Source organism: Longimicrobiaceae bacterium (assembly GCA_036375715.1).
GTDB lineage: Bacteria > Gemmatimonadota > Gemmatimonadetes > Longimicrobiales > Longimicrobiaceae > DASVBS01.
On record DASVBS010000085.1, the window covers coordinates 58,632 to 79,358 of the forward strand.

The following is a 20,727-nucleotide window of genomic DNA, read 5'->3' on the forward strand; positions in this document are numbered from 1 at the left end:
CTGAGCAGAGGAACCTTCGACCCCGAGGCTGAGATTTCGTCCAGGCACAATCACCTTCTCCCAGCCACCATGGGCAAAGTCTTCGAAAACATCACACCCGAGCTGCAGGCCTTCATCGAGGCTCAGCCGGTCTTTTTCGTCGCCTCGGCGCCGCTCTCCCGCGACGGCCACGTCAACCTCTCGCCCAAAGGGCTCGATTCGCTGCGCGTGCTCTCGCCCGTGCAGGTAGCGTATCTCGACCTCACCGGCAGCGGGAATGAAACGGCGGCGCACCTGACGGAGAACGGGCGAATCACGTTGATGTTTTGTGCGTTCGACGGGCCACCTCGCGTCCTGCGCCTCTACGGGCGAGGCAGGGTGGTGCTCCCCGGCGATCCGTCCTGGCCGGAGCTGGCCGAGCGGTTTCCGAGCTATCCCGGCACACGCCAGATCATCGTGACCGACATCTCGCGAGTCCAGACGTCCTGCGGGTTCGGCGTTCCCCGGCTCTCGCTGGTCGAGCAACGCGACACGCTCATCCGCTGGGCGGAGGCGAAGGGAGAGAAGCTCACGGAGTACCGACTCAAGAACAACTCGCGAAGCATCGACGGACTTCCCGCCCCGCTGGCGCCGAAACCATGAGCCGAGCCCACGCGTAGACGGGCGCGGTCGTGCACCGAGGCGGCTGAAGTGTCGCGGTTGCCTCGGCCGGTCCCGTCTGCAAGCGCTGCAGCAGCCCGGCTGACGCAGCGGCTGACACTCACCTCCAAGCAACGCGGGAGACCCGCATGAAATCATTCCGACGCGCGGCGGCCGTCGCGCTTTTCTTTGTCCCCCTGGTGGCCGGATGCGCCTCTTACGCGAGCCCGGCCGCGCGCAGTTCACCCACGGCGGGAACGGCAGAGGCCAACGGCATCACCCTGGCCTACGAGCGCCACGGTCCGGCTGATCGCGAGACCATCCTGCTCATTGGCGGGACGGGCATGCAGCTGATCGACTGGCCGGAGGCGCTGATCCAGGAGCTGGTGGATCGGGGCTATCACGTCGTCACCTTCGACAACCGCGACACCGGGCTCTCGACCCACCTGGATTCCGCCGGTCCGCCGGACTGGGCGGCCCTGCAGCGGGCCGGCGAACAGGGTCTGCCGCCGCCGCTCCCTTACACGCTCGAGGACATGGCCGCCGACGCCGTGGGGCTCCTCGACGCGCTCGGGATCGAGCGTGCGCACGTCGTCGGCGCGTCGATGGGCGGCATCATCGCGCAGTTGATGGCGATTCATCACCCGGAAAAGCTGCTCTCACTTACCTCGATGATGGCCGGGTCGGGCAATCCCACGCTTCCGCTCCCCGCCAAACCGGAAGTGCTGGCCTCGGTGGGAACTCCCCCGGTCGGCGGCACCGTGGAAGAGCGGATCGCCTACGAGGTGAGGGCGCGCAAGGCTCTGGGAAGCCCGGCTCATCCCACAGACGAAAGCGTGATCCGCGAGCGGGTGGAGCGCGATTTTCGGCGGGCGGATGATCCGGTGGGTCTTGCCCGGCAGCAGGCGGCGTCGCTCGTGGCCAGCTTCCAGGATCGTCGCGAGACGTTACGCCAGGTGCAGCTGCCGACCGTAGTGATTCACGGGGCGGAAGATCCGCTGGTACCCGTCCAGGGCGGGCGTGAGGTGGCGGAGAGCATCGCCAACGCCGAATTCCGCGTGATCCCGGGCATGGGGCACGACCTGCCCGATGCCTTCGTGCCGACGATCGCCGATGGCATCGTGGCGGCAGCCTCGCGTGCTTCCGTGTCCCGGACCGACTAGCGATCGGCTCGATCCTCGGGTTAGCTCGGAGATCAGACCGTCAAATAGGAAAGTGGGAGTCAGGGACTGACCCCTGGCTCCCCTCGTCAAAACAGACGTGCGGATTCCACCTCTGACTCTCCCGCCGGACGCGCCTCTCAGTCTCCGTCAGTTGTCGGGGGCTGGCGTGCGTACCGGAGCTGAAGTCTGAACCGCCAGCGCCTGTTCCGCGGCCGGCGCAGGTGCCTTCATCAGCATCGGCACCATCGTCTCGATCTCCGCCTGCTCCACACTTTCCGCCCGCTTCAAGGCGTTCAGGAAAACACCCTCCCCGAGATCCCAGAAGCGCAGTAGCTCCCACGAGAAGACGCGAGTCGGAGGGTCCTGGCGGCGGAAGCGGCGCAGCTGCGGCATCCAGGGATCGTCGCTTATCGCGTCCAGGATGACACGAATCCGCCACGGCCCGTTCTCAGTGCGCCCAAGCAGGGACCGGAGAGCGGCTGTGTCATTGCGGGCCTCGGCCAGCTCCCAGGCACGAACCAGGTCGGTGGCGTTCCGGATCCCGTGGTCACGCAGGATGTCGAGCGACGTTGCCCCCACCGCCGTATCGGCGGCACCGCGCGGCAGGGCATGCAGGATGAGAATCGACTGGTCTACCCAGTCGAGCAGGGTCTCCAGTGGAATGCGGGTGTGGAGCATGAGGTCGACGATATCCGCATGGGCAAGATTCTCGATATTGTCCACCCCTTCGTCCATCAGCCGGGCGCGGTGGTACAGGTTTACCCCGTCCAGCAGGTCGAGCGGGTACGGGTCGCTCACGCTACTCACCTCGATGGAGGCCCGCGATTGCGCCCACTCCCGCAGGTACGTGATCCACGTCTCCGGGAAGAAGCCGATCACGAACGCGGTGGTCAGCAAAACCCCCGACGGAGCCGCGCCCTCCTCGGGGCCGAGAAAGGGGAAAACGGCGGAGACCCACCCAACCACGACCGCCACGAAGATGCGCGCCACCACGTGCGCGTAGGCCTCAGGCTTCAGGTCGGAGCGCACGTAGCGGCGGAAGATCATTCCAACCGCAAACACGTAGGCGCCGAGGAAGGCGAAGACGACCGGGCTGGCCCGCGGGGTCAGATACTCGTGCAGTTGCCTGGCCGAAGTCTCCGGGGGAGCGACGCCAGGCGTGTCCGGGCCGACGGCGAGCGTGTCCGGGGCAACGAAATCGAGCGCGGTGATCCAGCCGAGAGTGATGACGAATGTGGCCAGAAGGATGATGAGGAGCCGGGTGAAATGGGGGTGTGTCACACCTGCCTCGTCAGGCCTACCCAGCATCTCGTCGGCGCGCGCACCGTACACGCTCTCCGCATCCTCGAGCGTCCGGATCTCGGGGTCGAGGAGCACGACCGAGCGGAAGAACCGCTCTCGGAGGCTCGACAACTTACGCCGGTCGAAGAGGAAATAGAGGAACCCCGGCATTACGGCTACCGACCCAATGAAGCCGAGTTGTAGGGCTCGGCCTGTCGCCCGCGGGGCATCGGTCTCGAACTGCAACCGCAGCCACTCGAAGACCTCCATGGGACCGGTGGCGCCCCCCGGAACGACGCAGCATCCCTCGGCCGAGAGGAGCGCTGCCAGGGGCAGCCCGAAGGAGATGAGGAATACGAGGACAGCGAAGACGGCGCTCACCGAGAAGGTGAACTTCCGGTAGAGGTATCGGGTCACCTCCTTGGATCGGCCAGCACTGTGGAGCTGCAGCAGCATTCCACCCAAACCGACCACCAGCATGATCTGTGGGACGTACGTCCAGTACGACGTGGGCGGCTCCCACAACAGCTCCCAGACTCCCCACACCAGGATCGCGTAGAAACCCACACCGAGCAGGCCTAGCGCCAGGCCGCTCGCCAGCAGGCTCGCGAGCGAGGGGAGCACCATCACCTTTCGTGTGCTGATGATCGACCGCGACTCCCACGACTCGAGGTCGAGCTTCTCACACTCCTCCTCGGGCAGCAGCCGGCTCCCCCAGGGAGGAACGTGGAGAATCCGTCGGCGCGGCTCCTCCCTGAGGCCAATCGCGATCCGATACGGCGTCTGATTGCGGATCTCGCGTTGCGGAGCAGCCCGCCCCTCGGGCATCAGCGCCTCCGCCGCGCCGCGCGCGTGTGAGGTGGCGGTTCCGGGGGGTTGGCGCGTCGAGCTCTTCGACCCCGGCTCGGCCTGTAGACTATTCGGGTCGGTCATGGGGAGGTCACGTGCCTGACGAGGATCGGAGGATCTGTCGAAGAAGGGAGGGCAGCGATGAAGAAGGGATGAGACAGCAGGATGCAGGTGGCGAGCCGCGGAAGCAATAGTGGCGGCGGAGCGGGCCGGATAATTACGAATTACGGTGACGTACGCTCCCCGCACTGATAAGGTTCTGACTGCCTTGCCCTGATTTACTGTTTTTGTCACCCTTAGCGGAGCGAAGGATCGCGCCGCAGCCATGCCGGCACTCGATCCTTAGTCTCTTTCGGCCCGGTCGTTCGTTGAGGCGTAATTCGTAATTTGTAGTTCGTAATTTTTCGCGACGTGCTATTGCGCCGCGCGAATCCCGATCTCGTCCAGGTGGTTCATCAGGTCGGCAGGATCCTGGTAGACCCGGTACGCCCCGGCGCGGTTGAGCTCATCCTCACCATAGCCACCGGAGAGCAGACCCACTCCCAGCGCTCGGGCACGCTGGGCCGCCAGCAGGTCCCAGACGCTGTCCCCCACCACGATGGAGGCGTCAATGGGAACGCCGAGCCGCTCCGCGGCTGCCAGAAAGAGGTCGGGATCGGGCTTGGCATACCGCACCTGGTCTCGGGTCACGATCGGAACTCCGGGTGGCACGCCCAGCATCTCCAGGTTCGGCCCGGCCGTGCGCAGCCTGCCGCTGGTGGCGATCGCGTAGGGAACCCCGCGCTCCGAAAGGTGCGCTAGCAGCTCCCGCGCGCCGGGAAGCGGGCGGACCTGGTTCGAGCGTCGCTCGAAGGCGAGGGCGTGCAGCTCCCGCACCCGCTCCGCCTCCTCCTCGGTGACCGAGCGCCCGGTCTCCCGCAGCAAGGCGTTCACGAACAACCCCCCACTCATCCCGATGCGCCGGTGGATCCGCCAGACCGAGAGCTCGATCCCCGCTTCCTCCAGGGCGTCGCGCCAGGCGAGGACGTGCTGGTAGACGCTGTCGATCAACGTGCCGTCCAGATCGAAGAGAAGCGCGGGACCCTCTGACAGGCTGGCGTTCATGGTGCGGTGAGGTCGGGTGGCTGTCGTGGACTCCGCGGCCGGGGAAGCCAGATGCGTGCCGTGGCTGTGACCTCCCTGCAGCCCGCCGGACTACCTGGAACCCAGAGATCGTGGAGCATTTTACGGAGTACGTAAAGGAGTCGCCGCTGATTGAGATTGATGCTTCGCCGCTGATTGGGATTGATAGCGGTTGGAAGAATGACCGGAAAGCGAGAGAAGTCTTCGTTCTGCCAGGAGGAACGAAGTGGTAGCGGGCGATTCGCCCAGCGCAAAGCTGTTCGTTATTACTCCGGGAACGGGACGTGTCCGGCCTTCCCTCATCCTCTCCGCGGCCAACTATGCGTCCTCTGTGACCTCAGGGTCTGAGACTCAGCTACGACGCGATCTGGGCCTGCTCGACGCGGTGGGCGTCGGCTTCGGCGCGATCGTGGGCGCGGGCATCTTCGTGGTGACCGGGGTCGCCGCGGGGATTGCCGGACCGGCGTTCCTGGTGGGGCTCGTCATCGCCGGGATCGCGGCCACGTGCAACGCGCTCAGCGCGGCCCAACTCGCCGCGGAGTACCCGAGGTCGGGCGGCACTTACGAGTACGGCTATCAGGTGCTGAATCCCTGGGCCGGCTTTACAGCCGGATGGCTGTTCCTCGCCAGCAAGATTGCCGCTGCCGGCACTGTGGCGCTGGGCCTCGCCGGCTACCTGGACACGGTGCTGCCGGGCCTTCGCCCGCGAGTCGTCGCCGTGGTGGCGGTCGTCGTCTTCACCATCGTCAACTATTTCGGCATCCGGCGCTCCAGCTGGGCCAACCTCGCCATCGTGGCGGTTTCCCTGGGTGCGCTGGTCACCTTCGTCGTCGCGGGGATGGCCAGCGATTCCGTCCGCCTTGACAACCTGACCCCTTTTGCGCCCGCTGGCTGGCGCGGGGTTCTGGAGAGCGGGGCGCTCCTCTTCTTCGCCTACACCGGCTACGCGCGCGTGGCCACCCTCGGGGAGGAGGTGCGGGACCCGAGGCGCACCATCCCGCGGGCGATCCTGGTCACGATCGTCGGGGCGGTCCTCCTGTACGTCGCGGTGGCCTTCACCGCGGTCGGTGCCGTCGGGGCCGAGCCGATGTCGCGCACCCCGGCCCCGCTGCAGGTGGCCGCGGAGGGCTTCGGCCTCCCGTGGGTTGCCGTGGTGGTCGCGATAGGGGGCGTGGCAGCGATGCTCGGCGTGATCCTGTCCCAGCTCCTGGCGCTCTCCCGGATGGTGTACGCCATGGCCCGACAGCGAGACCTGCCGGCCTTCCTGGGCTATGTTCATCCTCGTTATCAGGTGCCCGGACGCGCCGTGCTGGTGGTTGGTGCGATTGCGGCGGTGGTCGCGGCCGCGGGGACCCTGCGCGGCATCGCCTCCGCCGCCGCCTTCACCATCCTCGTCTACTACGGCATCGCCAACCTCTGCGCGCTGCGCATGCCGCGCGAGGCCAAGCTGTACTCCGACTGGATCCCACGGCTCGGCTTCCTGAGCTGCGTCGTACTCGCGCTCTCGCTGACCGCACCGGTTGTCTTCTCCGGCCTGGCCGTGCTCGCACTGGGGCTCGGTCTACGCCTGGTGATGCTCGCGCGGCACCGATAATCCGTAATCCGTAATTCGTAATTCGTAATCCGTAACTGCGGCCCCCGCCCCACCATCCGCTTCACCCGCGCTTCCCCCGTAGGTGCCCTGGCCTCACCCCGCGCTCGACCGCCCCGAGCAGGCCGTCGATGATCAGGGCGAGCGCGGCGGCCGGAAGAGCTCCCGAGAGGATCATGCGCGAATCAGCGATGGCGAGACCCTGGACGATCGGCTCGCCGAGACCACCCGCGCCGATGAAGGCCGCGAGGGTCGCCGCACCCACGGTGATGACCGCCGCCGTACGCACACCAGTCATGATGACGGGCGCCGCCAGCGGCAGGCGCACCTGCATGAGCCGCTGCATCGGGGTCATCCCCAGTGCCTCGGCGGCCTCGACGGCCGCCGGATCGGCCTCGCGCACGCCCGTATAGGTGCCGCGGGCAATGGGGTAGAGGGCGTAGATCCACAGCGCCACCACGGCGGGGACTACGCCCACCCCGAGCAGCGGGACCATGAAGGCGAGCAGGGCGATGCTGGGGATCGTCTGCAGCACGCCCAGCGCGCCCAGCGCGGGTCCCGACGCCGCTCTCCCTCGCTCCAGGGCCAGACCCAGGGGCATGGCGACGAGGACGGCTCCCCCCAGGGCGAGACCGACCAGCTCCAGGTGTCGCAGGCCGAGGCGCAGCAGCTCCCCGCGCCGATTCCAGAGGTACGCGGCGAAGGACTCGCCGCGGCTCCCCTGGGGCGAGCCGAGAGCCGCCCCTGCACCGGGGAGACCGCGGGCTGACGACAATCCCAGCGCGTTCAGCGCTGACGCCGCCACCACCTCGACCGGCTCGCCGTCCACCTCCGTCCGCCGGTTGAGCGCGCGCATGGTCGCCTCGTCGAGCCGCCCGCTGAGCAGGCTGAGCGCCGCGATCACATCCGTACGGTCGGCCACCCGTGGACCGAGGAGCGCGGCCGCCTCGTAGGGCGGGAAGAAGCCGCGATCGTCCTCCAGGACCACCAGGCCGTACCGTTCCAGCAGGCCATCGGTGGAGAAGCCATCGACCACGTCCACCGCACCATCCGCGAGCGCCCGGTATTTGAGCGCGGGCAGCAGCGGCCGGATCTCCGCGGGTCGGATCCCCTCCCCGTACGCCTGGATGAGCCCGGCGAGACCGTCGGATCGAGCGATGAAATCCGGGGTGAAGCCCGCCCTCAGCTCCAATCCGCGCCGCGCCAGGTCGCTCAGCGTGCGCAGGCCGTATTCTTCAGCGGTCTCCGGGCGGACCGCGATGGCGTAGGTGTTCTCGAAGCCGAGCGGCGGCAGCCATCGGACGTCGTAGCGCTCAGCAAACTCGCGGGCGACGTGGGCGTACACCTGGCGCGGCCGGGCCAGCACCTCGGGAGGAAGAGTGTCGTGGAGGACCGCGAGCAGGCCGGTGCCGGTGTATTCCGGATAGATGTCGATGGCACCGGTGCGCAGAGCCCCGAAGGCGATCTCGGTGGCGCCGAGGCCAGGCCGCCGCTCGACGGCGATACCGTGCGCCTCGAGCAGCTGGGCGAACATCTCCGCGAGAAGGTACGACTCGCCGAAGGGCTTCGAGGCAACCACCACCGGATCGGGCGTCGTGCTCGATGCGGGACGCCCGGCTTCCCCCTGTGCACCCGTCCACTCGGCGCAGAGCATCAACACGAGCAGCGAGGTGATGACCAGACCGACCCGGCCGATCATCGCGCCGCCCTCCGACCCTTTCCGGCGAGCGCCCGTTCGATGAGCCTGCCCACGTACGGAGTTGCTGGCGATTCGACGAGCTGCTCGAAAGTTCCCCGCTGCTCGATGCGGCCCGCGCGCATCACCACCAGCTCGTCTGCCAGCAGGTCGGCTTCCAGCAGGTCGTGGGTCACCAGCAGGGTGGTGATGCCGAGCTCACGCCGCAGCGTCACCATCGCATCCTGCACTTCCGAGCGGGAGATGGCGTCCAGCGCGCCGAAGGGCTCGTCCATCAATAGCACGCCCGGACGGGCGGCGATCGCTCGGGCCAGCGAAGCGCGCTGCCGCTGCCCTCCGGAGAGCTCCTGGGGAAAGCGATCGCCGAACTGCTCCGGCGACAGACCGACCAGCTCGAGCGCACGCGCCGCAGCGTCATTGGCGTCCACCCGACCGAGCAGCGTGGGCACCAGCGCCACGTTGCGCAGCACCCGCCAGTGGGGGAGAAGGCCCCCGTGTTGGGGCACATAGCCGACCCGGCGGCGAAGCTGCACGGCCGGTTGCTGCGCCACGTTCACTCCACCCACGAGCACCACCCCTTCGGACGGCACCACCATCCGGTTGAAGCAACGGAGCAGCGTCGTCTTGCCGGCGCCACTCTCGCCCACCAGTGCGACGCACTCGCCGCGCTCGACCCGGAGGTCCACGCGGTCGACCGCGATGGTGCCGCCCAGAGCGACCCGCACGCCGCGCGCTTCGAGCGTCACCGGGCGATCGAGCTCAGTGAGCGAGGCCAGATTCAAGGATTCGGTCACGGGATACTGGGCGTGACGTGTCTCCAGATCGCCAGTCACGACGGTCGGGCGATCCACGCATTTGAGGATGGAGTTGGCAGCGGCCCCGAAGAGATGGCGACCTGGCTATCCGAAAAGACTCCGGCTGTCTGGAAAGGCTTCGGAGCGGCCCCTCCGTTAGCCCGGAAGGATTCGCAGCCCGCGCTGAAGCGTCTGGCCCACCGGGCAGCGATCCGCGATGCGCAGCAGCCCCTCGCGCTGCTCCTCCGTCAGATCGCCGACCAGCTCGATCTTGCGGGTGAACTGGTCGATCCCGACAGGCGAGGCTTCGCACTCCTCGCAGTCGCGCTCGTGCTCGCGACTGTGCGTCAAGCGCACGGTCACCGATTGGAGCGGCCAGCCGCGCCGGTCGGCGTAGATGCGGATGGTCATCGCCGTGCAGCTGCCCAGCGCTGCCGCCAGGTAGTCGTACGGAGTGGGACCCTCGTTGGTCCCGCCCACGTCGACCGGCTCATCCGCGACCAGGGTGTGCCCCCGGGCCGAGATCTCGGCTCTGAACCCGCTCGCCCCCACCCGTACCGACACCTCGCTTGGCTGTGCCATGGCCACCCGCTCCTGGAAAAGGTCAGTCTCGCTCCTATCACCGGTACGCGCCAGCCGAGCAAGCGTCGTTCCTTCGGATGGCTTATCCCTGCCTCAGCCTGCCCGCAACGCCGGCAGCAGCACCCCGATCAGCACGCTCGCCCCGTCCAGTAGGGCGTGCGCGATGGCAAACGGAAGAACACGGCGCAGCCGCAGGTACAGCATCGTCTGAAAAACGGAGTTCGGCACCGCCGCCACCAGTCGATACACCATGAACTCGCCGTCGAAGGTCATGGGCATGAAGGCGTGCTGCGCCGCCCAGGAGAAGGAGACGACCGCGACGGCGACGGCGGTGCTGCGGGAAAGAACTTGAAAACGAGGCAGCAGATAGCCGTTGTAGGTCATCTGCTCGGTCAGGCCCCAGAGCCATGGCCAGATCAGCACACCGTAGAGAGCGGCCGGCAGGGGCAGCTGCCCGGAGGTGTAGGGTCCCGTGGGGGTTCCGAAGACGAGCCAACTGCCGAAATAGACCCCGCCGAGGATGAACACCAGGCTGAGGGGGATCAACAGGAGGCCGAGCAGCACGTCCCGGGTGAGCCGCGCGCGCTCAAAGCCGATCAGGTCGAACAACCGGATCCCCTCACGGCGGGTGAACCGCCAGATCAACGCGAGGCATCCGAGGTCGATCAGGGTGCCATAAACGGGCAGCCAGGCCTCCGAGTCCTGCCAGGCCACCGCCGATCCGCCCAGCACCAGAATCGCCGCGACCACCCCCTGGGCAGCCACGGCGAGCACCGAGCGGGCGAACAGCACCACCGCCGGGCCACGCCAGCGCAGCAAGCCCCGGTCGCGCCGGAGCGCGAGAGCATCCCGAGAGTTCGGCGCCACTGCCGGCGAACTACGAATTACGAATTACGAACTATAGGCCCATCGATGTCATCCTGCGGACGACAGAGAGGGACGCGCGGAGACAGGACCGGGGAAAGACCATTCAGCATTCAGAGTCAGAACTCGCAAGTAATTCGCAATTCGTAGTTAATTTCCTGCCGTCTACCTCTCGAGGTATACGGGCACTCTCGCCTTCTCCAGGACTTCGCGGGAGACCGAGCCGAGCAGCCGCTTCTTCAGCCCGGGCGATCCATGCGTGCCCATCACCAGCAGGGCCGGCGGCTCGTGCTGGAGGAAATCCAGCAGGGACTCGGCAACGCCCTTCCCCTTGGGGATGACCTGAATGCGACCCTCGCGATCATGCCGTCGCACGTACTCGAGCGCTCCCTGCAGGACTTCCTCCATCTCCTCCCGCTCATCGCTCACGCCGACCAGTTGCACGGGAAGATCACTGTACAGACCGCTCTGGATGAAGGATTCCAGCGCCTGCGAGGCCGGAGCGCTGCCGTCGTAGGCGACCACCACGGAGGCACCTGCTTCGAGGGGTGCTCCTGCCACGACAACTGGCCGCGGGGAGGTGCGGACGATCTGCATCATCGTCTCGGACGGCGCGGGCTCGCGGTCGGAGTGGGGCTCGGCGCGCTCTCCGATGATCAGCAGGTCGTGCCGTTGCACCTCCCGCTCCAGTTCCTCGGTGGGCGAGCCCTCCACCAGGCGCGTCTCGAAGGTGACCCCCGCCGCCTCGGCCACCCTGGCGGCATCCGCCAGCGCACCCTCCAGACGTTCGCGCCAGTTGGCAATCACCTGCTCGTCGCGCTCCGCCTTGAACGCGCTTCCCATGATCCCCACGGCCTGCCCGCCGGTCAGCTCTTGGACATCCAGCACGGCCAGGAAGGTCACGGAAATCCCAAGCGTGCGCGCCCAGTCGACCGCGACCTGGACGGCGGCCTCACTCGGCTCGCTTCCGTTCACTCCTACGACAAGGCTCTTCAACATTGTGTTGTGCGGATGTAAACCACAAAGGTCACAAAGAATTGCGGAGAGGGCGCAGAGGACGGTCGAGGCGGGTTTTCGTCACCCGTCATTCCGCCTTTAGTTTTTCGCGTCTGTTTGTCACATTCACAATCATCTAGGATTTGAACTCCAAAAGCCTACAATATTGAGGTTTGTACTGGAGGATTGGAGTCCCAGGGTTCCTCTGTGGTCTGCGCTATCCTCTGTGACCTTCGCGGAAACTCCCCGAGTCAGCGTTGCTCAACGTCACCGGAGGAACAGCAAACTCATGACCAGCAGCACCGGCAGCAGGATGCAGGCCGACCAGAGCATGTAGCCGAAGAAGCTCGGCATCCGGATCTCCGCCGCCTCTGCGATTGCCTTGACCATGAAGTTGGGGGCATTGCCGATGTAGGTCAGCGCACCCATGAAGACCGCGCCACAGGAGATCGCCGCCAGAGTCGTCACGTCGGCGAGGAGCCAATCCAGGTTCGCCTGTCCACCGGCCGTGTTGAAGAACACCAGATAGGTCGGCGCGTTGTCCAGGAAGCCTGAGAGCGCGCCGGTGATCCAGAAGTAAAGCAAGCTGTTCGGCTCGCCGTCGGCCCGGGTCACCAGGTTCACAATGCCCCCTAGCGCGCCCTCCGTGCCGGCCCGGAGGATCGCAATGGGCGGGACGATGGTGATGAAGATGCCGGCAAAGAGCTTCGCGACCTCCTCGATGGGACCCCAGGTGAAGCCATTCGCCTCGCGGCTCGCCAGGGGCGTGAGCTTCCAGCTGGCATAGGTCAGCCCGAGCAGAGCCACGTCCCGGATGACGTTCTGCAACTGGACCTCGACGTCGTAGACGACGAAGCTGCCCAGCCGCACCAGTCCTGAGAACAGGACGGCGCCGATCACCCCCAGCAGCAACAGCAGGTTGACTCCGCCCTCGATACCCAGGCGCTCAGTCGAAACCGGCAGGCGGGAGAGGTCCTCGTCCGCGTAGGCTCTCCGATCCCAGTAGTAGTAGATCGCCAGCAGGCATACCGAAACGAACACCATCTCGTGCAGCATGTGCACGGTGGTCCAGAAGAAGGGCACGCCCTGCAGGAAGCCGAGGAAGAGGGGAGGATCACCCAGCGGCGTCAGCGATCCACCGACGTTGGCCACCAGGAAGATGAAGAAGACGATCGTGTGGACGATCTTTGCCCGCCAGGCGTTCGCCCGGATCAACGGGCGAATCAGGATCATCGCGGCGCCGGTCGTGCCCATCCAGGAGGCGAGGAAGGTTCCGAGCGCGAGGATGGCGGTGTTGACCTCCGGACTTCCCGTCAGGGCTCCCTTCAGCCGCACACCGCCCGAGATCGTAAAGAGCGCCAGCAGCAGGATGATGAAGGGGATGAACTCCAGCAGATAAACGTGCAGCACCTCATACAGGGCCGTACCAAAGCCGTGGATGAGGAGCATGGGGACGAGGATCGCCGCGGCCCAGAACGCCGAGACCTTGCCGAAGTGGTGATGCCAGAAATGCGGGGCCAGCAGCGGCACCACTGCGATCGAGAGGAGCAGCCCTGCGAACGGCACTGCCCACAGGAGGCCGAGCTCTGCGCCGTTGAGGCCATGCTCCTCCGCGGCGAGCGCGGGCGTGGCGCCGGCCAGCAAGAGCACGAGCAACAGCGGGGTGATCCGGCAATAGTCGCGCAGCGAAGTCAAGGCATCAGGACGGGGATGTTGGCTATCGACTTTCGGCTGATAGCGATGGGCTATCGACTATCGGCTATCAGCTATCGGCCCGGAATTCGGGACCCATAACTCGCCGAAGCATGTACGTAGAGACCAGGCGCCGCCAGAAGCGACATCCGCCGGCAAAGGGTGGGGAACATAGAGAGCCAGCCTTCCCTGTCAACGCCTCGCCAGCACGCCCCCAGAAGGCATGGCAAGCGCGATGCGACACGCGGTTGGCTCAGTGCGCGGGAGATTGGCGCACGATCGGAGAGGTAGCGATCAGAGTGGACGGGCTTGTCGAGAAGTGATCGACTGCGCAGGGAACAACCGGCTGGCCAGGCCAGCCACGCTACAGGCAGGCCCGGCCAGCCAGCAAAAGTGCTCGCTCATGCCGCGGAGGACGTCGCCGACAGGACATCCCCCATCGCCGTCGCAACCGCCACGTCCAGCTCGACCACGCTGACGGAGCGCGGCGGGAAGCGCCAGGTCGTGGTCCCGGGCGGGAGCTGCTTCTCCACCGGCACGAAGGTATCGGTGTTGTTCCGGTCCACGTAGGCCCGCGGGTCCTCGGGCGCGATCTCGTGGACCCGCCCGCCCCGAATCGCCAGCCCCTCCACCTCCAGCGACGCCTCGACCGGATTCCGGTAGCTGGTGTTCAGCACGTGCAGATACACCGTGTTCTCATCGCGGCTGGCTGTGACGTCCAGTTCGGGCGGAGCGTGGCGCACCATCACGCCGTGGCTTCCCTTGTGACGATTGAAGAGTCGCATGATGGTCGCGATCGGCAGGAGGAAGCTCTGGCCGCGGGGGACGGGGATCTGCACCGCGTTGACGGTCCAACGGGTGCCCGCGAAGTCGGCACCGGTGCAGATCTTCACCCGATCGCCGTTGCGCAGGTAGAGGTTCATCGTACGGGCGTGATAGACCGCGGAGAGCCACTCCTGCAGGATCGGGTTGGCGTTGTGCGGGTCGAAGGAGACATGACCCTCGGTGATCGCGATCCCCTTGTCCGGACCGTGCGCGTCGACGATCTCCCGGATTTCTTTCAGGCGCCGCTCCACCACGCCGGTGAGCTCCAGCATCTCCTCCCACGCACGCTCGGGATCCTTCTGGTACTCGAAGCCGCGCAGCACCGTGTCCTCGCGCTGCGGGCTCATTCCCATCATGTGCAGGGCGATGTAGTCGAGATATTCACCGGCCCGGTCGAGCATTGCCGGGGCCCAGTAGTCGCCGGTGAAGCCGCCGCGGCGGTAGTCGTCGCCCCAGCCGAGAAGCTGGATGGAGGGGTCGCGCGCGCGCATCGCACGCGCGAACTCGATCGTGTGCTGGATGGCCTCGTCGCGGGGGAAGCCGCGGTCACCGTAGGAGGTCTCGTTGCCGATCTGCCAGAGACGGATGTTGTAGGGTTCGTCCACCCCGTGACGGCGGCGCTCCGCATTGTCCGGATCGTTCGCGTAGGATACCCAATCCGCTGCCTCGTTCGCGTCGCCAGTGCGGTTCTCGCCGTGAATCGTATTCCAGTACTCCTTGTGTCCGTCGCTGAGGAAGTTGACGCACATTAGCGGCTCGGCGCCGACCCGCCGGCAGAAGTCGACGAACTCGTGGGTACCCACCCGATTCGTCTCCTTCCCACCCCACTCGAGGTTGTACATCCACGGCCGCTCCGCCACCGGGCCGACCCCCTCGCGCCACCGGTACCAACGGATGAAGTTGCCGCCCCAGCGGATGACGTCGGGCGCCAGCTCGCTGGTGGCCGCGACGAGGTCCTCACGCCAGTCGTCCTTCGCGTAGTCCCAGGAAGCCTCGACGGACCCGTCCGTCGTGCCGAGCGGCTCCATGAACTGCATGTAGAGGTAGGGAGAGATCTCGAACTTGGGGGTTGGATCCACCACGAGCGAGGCCGCCGAGCGCGCGCCGGTGTGAATGATGGGCAGGCGCTCCGTCCCTCCCACCGTCAGCGCAGCGGCGCCGAACGACTTCACGAAGGTTCTCCGATCCATCCGCTCCTCCCGGCGTTGGAATAAGGGTGACCGGGGACGATGGTGGAGTCGGGGCCTGCGCCTGTCAACCGTGAGACCTACCTGGGCGTCCCGAGAGTATGGTGCGATTCCAGCAAACCGCTGTGGGGGCAGGGCGAGTCCAGCTCACCGCGGGAGGTAGCTTTCAAGCGCAGGTGAGCCGGAGCTGGCGCTCGCTGGTGGGGAATAGTGGAATCCGAGGTGCGCCAGGATGCGCAAGAGGAATCGCTCCTGTTCGTGAACGAACCGCAAGGCCTGCTCAGTCAAGACGGGAAACTCCTCGCCATTCGAGGCGCTGGTCACGTTCACTCGCTCATGAGCGCGAACAAAAGCCACTTCTTCTTCAGAGTATCCGTATCGTTGTAGCAGCGTCGATAATCCGGTATTGAGATTCTCGGTCTGGAGGAACTGAATCGGTGCCATGTCCTCGACGAAGCGTTCTGATTCCATATACTCCTGATCCAATCGACGCAGGACCGCCTCTGGATCCTTGAAAAACATCTGGATGAAGCCGAGGGTCTGCCCACCCACCTCCACCTTAAGGTGAAGGTGCGGCAGGTGGTATCGGTGTCGCGCCATCTTTAAAAGACGCACGTATTCGTCCAGTGTCAGACGAGGAAAGTGTGGAAATTCATTCCGAATTACATTTTCAGGAGCTGGTGGGTATCGTGCCCACCAGCCGAACTGATAAGTCGACAATAGCCTATCGTAAGGATTCCGTACTACGCTCACAATCGCTTTGTGTCGATGCTCCGCGGGGATTTGCGTATATGTCCCGTGCTGATCCTTCGGATGGGGCAGTCGAGTCTTGATATTTGGTAGGAATAATTCCTGAAACGACGGTGGGCGACCAAAGCCGAACTTGTGCCCCACTCTTGTGATCAGACTCCGTCGTCTCAACCGTGAGCGGTGGATCTCCCTCAGCACCGCGCGTACAAAGCTGCTGCCGGTCTTGGGGTTGTTCAGGACGACGAAGTCCTCGGTGATAATCATGTTGGAACGTCTTCAAAAGGCCTGTCGCGTTATCGGCGCGCTCGGCGAGGCAATGGGTGCCGATACCCTCAGCAATTCGCGATAACAATCCAACGCCCGGTTCAGCTCCGATCGGTGGAACAACTTCACGAGTCCCAGCCCCTTCGGCACTCCGCTGGCGAACTCCCCGTTAGAGAACACCGTTCCGAAAGGAACCGGGCGCAAGCCGAGTTCGAACTTGCGATCGAGTTCCTCGTTGAACCGCTCGGGACTCTGGATCACGCTCTCGATCTCGACTACCATGGCGCGCTCCGGCTGGCTCCGGGCGAAGCGCAGAGCCTGCTCATTGTAGATTCGCCAGGCCCGTAGACCAATTACTGGCCTCCAGCGGATCTCCTTCTCCGTACCTCGGCGCACCAGGGAGTCCACGACCGCCAGTGGGTGGCGGAACAGCAGCAGAAAGCGCGCTTCGGGAAGAAACTCCGCCCAGAAATCCAGGAAGAGGGTTGTTCGCGGCTCCTTCCATCCCCACGGCCGCCCCGCGGAGCGTCGCTCGACGATCTCCCGTGCCTCTGCAAGATCCTCCTGCTCCAGCCGGAGAGGTAGGTTGGCGTCAGTTTGAGGGAACACACTAACTCTGTTCTTTTTCAGGACCCGCTCGTGGAAGCGATGCACGTCCCTATCCTCGAAGTGCCCGAACCGGTTTCCCGCGCCGGCACCGATCAGAGACTCACCGAGATCCAATCCACGTCTCTGGAGGTAGCTGGCGGTCAAGGAAGTACCACTGCGGTGCATTCCCGCAATCAGCAAGGGCATGGTCAGGCCGCTCGATGGTGCACGAATCGCCGTTGCGAATCTATGACGTTCTTGCTTCGCAGAGCGCTTCCTCCCAACCGAAGTACTTGCCGATCATCCGATACAGCCGTGCGTTATGCGACGAAAAATACCGATGCAGCCGTCGGCAAAGCGTGGGATCCATAGCGAGGTACGAACCAGCATTCACCGCTTCGAACTTCCGAGGCACGAACACCGGTATTCCCAGGAAACTAGCGACCTCGTGTAGGGTGGTCTGCGGGTCGGCATACATATCTTCGGCCTTGATGACAAGAATCTGCTCGGCAGGGAAAAGGCGGTACCACCTCTGCAGCTGAACAGCGTAGAGGCCTCTTGCCAGGTAGGAGTAGTGAATATAGGCCTTCGTCTCATAATACCCGTGCCGCCGACCAAGTCCGCGGCCAAATGCGCGCGCAGCCCGGAGGCGGCTCTCCTCCCGATCAAGTGCCTCAGCGAATGTCAAAGGTTCAACGCCACGTCTCGCTTCGTCATGGAAGTGCGAAAGCGCCCGATACACAGGATTACGGAGCAGGACGATGAGCCTCACCTGGGGGAGCTGGTTCTTGACACGCTTAGGCACGCGTGGATCGAAGAGATAATACGGGCTCGCTTCCCCGGTCAGAAAATGTGACCCGGTCTGGCTGCACCTTCCCAGCTCCTCTGGAGTCGGAAAGTGGGACCGGTACCACTCGATGCCTCTACGGAAGTTCCAGTCGAAGTAGTGAACTTCTTTTTTCGACGCAGCCCTGACGTACGGGTTCTCGCTCAGATACGCATACAATGAGCTCGTCCCGCACTTCTGAGCGCCAATAATGATAAAATCGGGCAGCGCTCTTCCCGAATCGGCAGGCGACCGCGAACCCTCCCGCCGGGAGCCTATCAAGGCCATGTCAATGACCGAGAAAGAGTGTTCTCCGTATGTGGCAAGCCCTATCTAGCACAAGGACTTCCAGGGTCTCTCAGCTGCGCCCCCCCGCCCCGGCGGAGACGCTGCGGAGGTCCCGGAGGTTCAGTTCGCGGAGCAGTGGCGCCTCCGCATCCTTCAGCGAGAGCAGCGGTTGCGCTACAGGCCACTCGATGCCGAGGTCCGGGTCGTTCCAACGAAGACTGTGTTCGGCGTCGCGTTGATAGAGGCCCGTGCACTTATAGCTGAAGACGGCCTCGTCACTGAGTACCACGAAACCATGCGCAAATCCCTCCGGTATCCAGACCTGGCGCGCGTTCTCGGCAGACAGCTCGTGACCCACCCAACGCCCGAAGGTAGGGGAGCCCGGCCGCAGGTCCACCGCGACGTCCCAGACCGAGCCGTGAAGCACCGTCACGAGCTTGCCTTGAGGATTCGGATCCTGGAAATGGAGCCCCCGGAGGACGCCTTTACGCGAGGAGGAGACGTTGTCCTGCGCAAAGGTTCCGGGGATCCCGTACTGCTCGTACCGCGGCCGACTCCACGTCTCCAGAAAATACCCACGCGAATCCTGGAACACCGTTGGCTGAATGACCAGCACGCCTTGAATAGCAGTCTCGAGCACCATCATACCACATTCTCCTGCTTGAGAAGGCTCAACAGATAGTGGCCATACCCGTTCTTCTTCAGAGGTGCAGCGAGACGTTCGAGTTGCGCAGCGTCGATCCAGCCATTGCCGAAAGCAATCTCCTCAGGGCAGGCGACCTTGAGGCCCTGCCGCAGCTCAATCGTCTGGATAAAGTTGGATGCCTGCAGGAGGGATTCGTGCGTTCCGGTGTCCAGCCAAGCGTACCCTCGACCGAGCAATTCCACATTGAGCTGCTGCCGCTCGAGATAGTACCGGTTCACATCGGTAATCTCCAGCTCGCCACGCGCCGACGGCCGGAGGTCGCGGACGATCTCAAGCACCTGCGAATCGTAGAAGTAGAGCCCGGTCACGGCGTAGTTGCTCCGGGGAGTCTGCGGCTTCTCCTCAATAGAAATCGCACGTCCTTCGGAGTCGAACTCGACTATGCCGTATCGTTCCGGGTCCCGCACCCAGTACCCGAATATTGTGGCTCCCGACTCACGCGCTGCCGCACGACAAAGGGTCTCCGTGAGACCATGACCGTAGAAGATGTTGTCACCAAGGACCAGACAGCTCCGTCCACCATCGATGAAGTCGCGCGCAATTATGAATGCCTGCGCCAAGCCTTCGGGCCGAGGCTGTTCGGCATACGAGAAATGCATGCCCCACCGACCCCCGTCCCCTAACAGCTCGCAGAATCGTGGCAGGTCTTGGGGCGTGGAAATCACCAGAACATTGCGAATGCCCGCCAGCATCAGTGTGCTGAGGGGATAGTAGATCATTGGCTTGTCGTAAACAGGCAGCAGCTGCTTGCTGATCGTCCGCGTGATCGGATAGAGTCGGGTGCCCGATCCACCCGCGAGAACGATCCCCCGGATGCACTCGCTCATTATGCCGCCTCCAGCGGATCGGATGACGGTGCCCCCGGGGTCGTCTGGACCTTTCGTGACGCTGTACTGAGCACATCACGGGTCGCCTCGAGGTATCGACGCCCCCATTTCTGGCATGGCTCGAGGTGATTTCCCTCCGCCCACTCGTTCCATGCGTTCAGGAAAATGAGGTCCTCCCCCGGCCCGAACGGCTGAAATCCTTCCACCACTCGACGTAGCCAGGATCCGTATAGCTCCGGCGTCGAGCCTGTGAGAATGCAAGCACCCGTCTGGCGCCGCGCCGTATTGTCCCAGGAGGGAGCCACGCAGGGATAGCGTTTGTAGGACACCGGCTTTCGGCGCAGCATCCCCTCCACCACAGTCTCATAGTCGTAGACCGCGTGGCGCTGATAGCCGGGACTGGACAGTCCCAATCCGGACATCATACGGCTGATGCGGTCGCGACCGATTGGTCTACCCAGGTTCCTCCAATCGGGTTGAAAATCCACGGCAGCATCGAAGCCAAGCAATTCTGGCGGTTCCTGGCGTTCGTCGGGCAGACTCTCGACCTTGCACAGATACAGCTCGCCCACACCTAGTCTCGCAGCCTCTTCGCGCCAGGTGTCGGTAGTGCGTCGTGCGTCGGGGAAGCGGTTTGCACGATAGACCAGGAAGAGAGGCTTACCGTCGACGCTAATGTATCGGGGATCGTGGAACACTTCCGCCAGCCAACGGATGTGCGCCAGATCATCCTGATGCGAATACTTCTGCTCGATGAGAATCTCCCGTTCGTGTCCGTCCCAGGCACGAGTCCAGTTCTCATTCGCCCAGCACAGACAGAACGGAAAGTCAGGAGCACCGCTCCTCAGGACTGTGTCCAGAGGGCGATGCAGCAAGCGCTTTCCGTTGAACCAGTAGTGATAATAGCAGAAGCCGTAGACACCATATTCTCGCGCCATGGCGGCCTGGGCGAACTGTGTCTCGGGGAGGCGTAGATCATAGAAGCCGAGATCCGCCGGGAGATGCGGCTGGTAATGACCCGGGAACTGTGGCTGCGCCCGGGTGACATTGGTCCACTCTGTAAAACCCTCCCCCCACCACTGGTTGTTCTCCGGAATTGGATGGAACTGCGGCAGGTAAAACGCGAGTGTGCGGATTCGAAGGGATCCCGCAGGATCTTCCTCATCATCGCGGTCGATGCGGCCCTTGAACCTATTCGCCCACGACATTGCAAAACAG

The 20,727-nt window shown here is 64.6% G+C and carries 18 protein-coding genes; 3 read left to right on the forward strand and 15 right to left on the reverse strand.

The genetic code is table 11. The features are described from left to right. Positions 1-69 precede the first annotated feature (69 nt). Both VF167_19035 and VF167_19040 read left to right on the forward strand, forming a co-directional pair. Positions 70-621, forward strand: coding sequence for a pyridoxamine 5'-phosphate oxidase family protein (locus VF167_19035; GenBank protein ID HEX6927527.1), 552 nt, complete (start codon positions 70-72; stop codon positions 619-621). Positions 622-767: 146 nt separating this feature from the next. Then, positions 768-1,781: an alpha/beta hydrolase gene (locus VF167_19040; GenBank protein HEX6927528.1), complete on the forward strand. Its 1,014-nt coding sequence runs from the start codon at positions 768-770 to the stop codon at positions 1,779-1,781. Between the two features lie 147 nt (positions 1,782-1,928). Here VF167_19040 and VF167_19045 read toward each other — a convergent pair whose 3' ends face one another. Beyond that, a complete protein-coding gene (locus VF167_19045; protein ID HEX6927529.1) occupies positions 1,929-3,995 on the reverse strand; it encodes a hypothetical protein in 2,067 nt (688 codons plus the stop codon). A gap of 330 nt (positions 3,996-4,325) precedes the next feature. Then, a complete protein-coding gene (locus VF167_19050; protein HEX6927530.1) occupies positions 4,326-5,015 on the reverse strand; it encodes an HAD family hydrolase in 690 nt (229 codons plus the stop codon). Positions 5,016-5,364: 349 nt separating this feature from the next. Between VF167_19050 and VF167_19055 the strand changes: the two genes are divergently transcribed. Further along, positions 5,365-6,627: an APC family permease gene (locus VF167_19055; GenBank protein ID HEX6927531.1), complete on the forward strand. Its 1,263-nt coding sequence runs from the start codon at positions 5,365-5,367 to the stop codon at positions 6,625-6,627. A 61-nt stretch (positions 6,628-6,688) separates the two neighbouring features. On the opposite strand, the gene VF167_19060 is transcribed toward VF167_19055, so the two are convergent. The 13 genes from VF167_19060 to VF167_19120 all read right to left on the reverse strand — a co-directional run bounded on the left by VF167_19060 (position 6,689) and on the right by VF167_19120 (position 20,717). Continuing rightward, entirely contained in the window at positions 6,689-8,323 is a 1,635-nt protein-coding gene (locus VF167_19060; GenBank protein ID HEX6927532.1) for a glycine betaine ABC transporter substrate-binding protein, read from the reverse strand. Next, positions 8,320-9,114 (reverse strand): ATP-binding cassette domain-containing protein, encoded by a 795-nt coding sequence (locus tag VF167_19065; GenBank protein HEX6927533.1) that lies wholly within the window; start codon positions 9,112-9,114, stop codon positions 8,320-8,322. The genes VF167_19060 and VF167_19065 overlap by 4 nt, the downstream gene beginning before the upstream one ends. A 156-nt stretch (positions 9,115-9,270) precedes the next feature. Then, a complete protein-coding gene (locus VF167_19070; protein HEX6927534.1) occupies positions 9,271-9,696 on the reverse strand; it encodes an OsmC family protein in 426 nt (141 codons plus the stop codon). Positions 9,697-9,789: 93 nt separating this feature from the next. Then, entirely contained in the window at positions 9,790-10,563 is a 774-nt protein-coding gene (locus VF167_19075; GenBank protein HEX6927535.1) for a CPBP family glutamic-type intramembrane protease, read from the reverse strand. Positions 10,564-10,725: 162 nt separating this feature from the next. After that, positions 10,726-11,559, reverse strand: coding sequence for a universal stress protein (locus VF167_19080; protein ID HEX6927536.1), 834 nt, complete (start codon positions 11,557-11,559; stop codon positions 10,726-10,728). Between the two features lie 264 nt (positions 11,560-11,823). After that, the gene (locus VF167_19085) at positions 11,824-13,251 is read right to left on the reverse strand and encodes a sodium:proton antiporter (protein HEX6927537.1); all 1,428 of its coding nucleotides are present in this window, start codon (positions 13,249-13,251) and stop codon (positions 11,824-11,826) included. Positions 13,252-13,649: 398 nt separating this feature from the next. Continuing rightward, complete coding sequence (locus VF167_19090; protein ID HEX6927538.1) at positions 13,650-15,263, reverse strand: alpha-L-arabinofuranosidase C-terminal domain-containing protein; 1,614 nt, start codon at positions 15,261-15,263, stop codon at positions 13,650-13,652. A gap of 144 nt (positions 15,264-15,407) precedes the next feature. Next, complete coding sequence (locus VF167_19095) at positions 15,408-16,274, reverse strand: hypothetical protein (protein ID HEX6927539.1); 867 nt, start codon at positions 16,272-16,274, stop codon at positions 15,408-15,410. A 12-nt stretch (positions 16,275-16,286) separates the two neighbouring features. Continuing rightward, positions 16,287-17,069 carry a sulfotransferase gene (locus tag VF167_19100; protein ID HEX6927540.1) on the reverse strand — a complete coding sequence of 261 codons (783 nt, stop codon included), beginning with the start codon at positions 17,067-17,069 and terminating at the stop codon, positions 16,287-16,289. A 40-nt stretch (positions 17,070-17,109) separates the two neighbouring features. Then, complete coding sequence (locus tag VF167_19105; protein ID HEX6927541.1) at positions 17,110-17,976, reverse strand: sulfotransferase domain-containing protein; 867 nt, start codon at positions 17,974-17,976, stop codon at positions 17,110-17,112. Between the two features lie 70 nt (positions 17,977-18,046). Next, positions 18,047-18,622: a dTDP-4-dehydrorhamnose 3,5-epimerase gene (gene rfbC, locus VF167_19110; protein HEX6927542.1), complete on the reverse strand. Its 576-nt coding sequence runs from the start codon at positions 18,620-18,622 to the stop codon at positions 18,047-18,049. After that, positions 18,619-19,509, reverse strand: a complete 891-nt coding sequence (gene rfbA / locus VF167_19115) for a glucose-1-phosphate thymidylyltransferase RfbA (protein HEX6927543.1) — start codon at positions 19,507-19,509, stop codon at positions 18,619-18,621. Before rfbA ends, rfbC begins: the two co-directional genes overlap by 4 nt. Continuing rightward, complete coding sequence (locus VF167_19120; GenBank protein ID HEX6927544.1) at positions 19,509-20,717, reverse strand: glycoside hydrolase family 99-like domain-containing protein; 1,209 nt, start codon at positions 20,715-20,717, stop codon at positions 19,509-19,511. Before VF167_19120 ends, rfbA begins: the two co-directional genes overlap by 1 nt. Between the last annotated feature and the right edge of the window lie 10 nt (positions 20,718-20,727).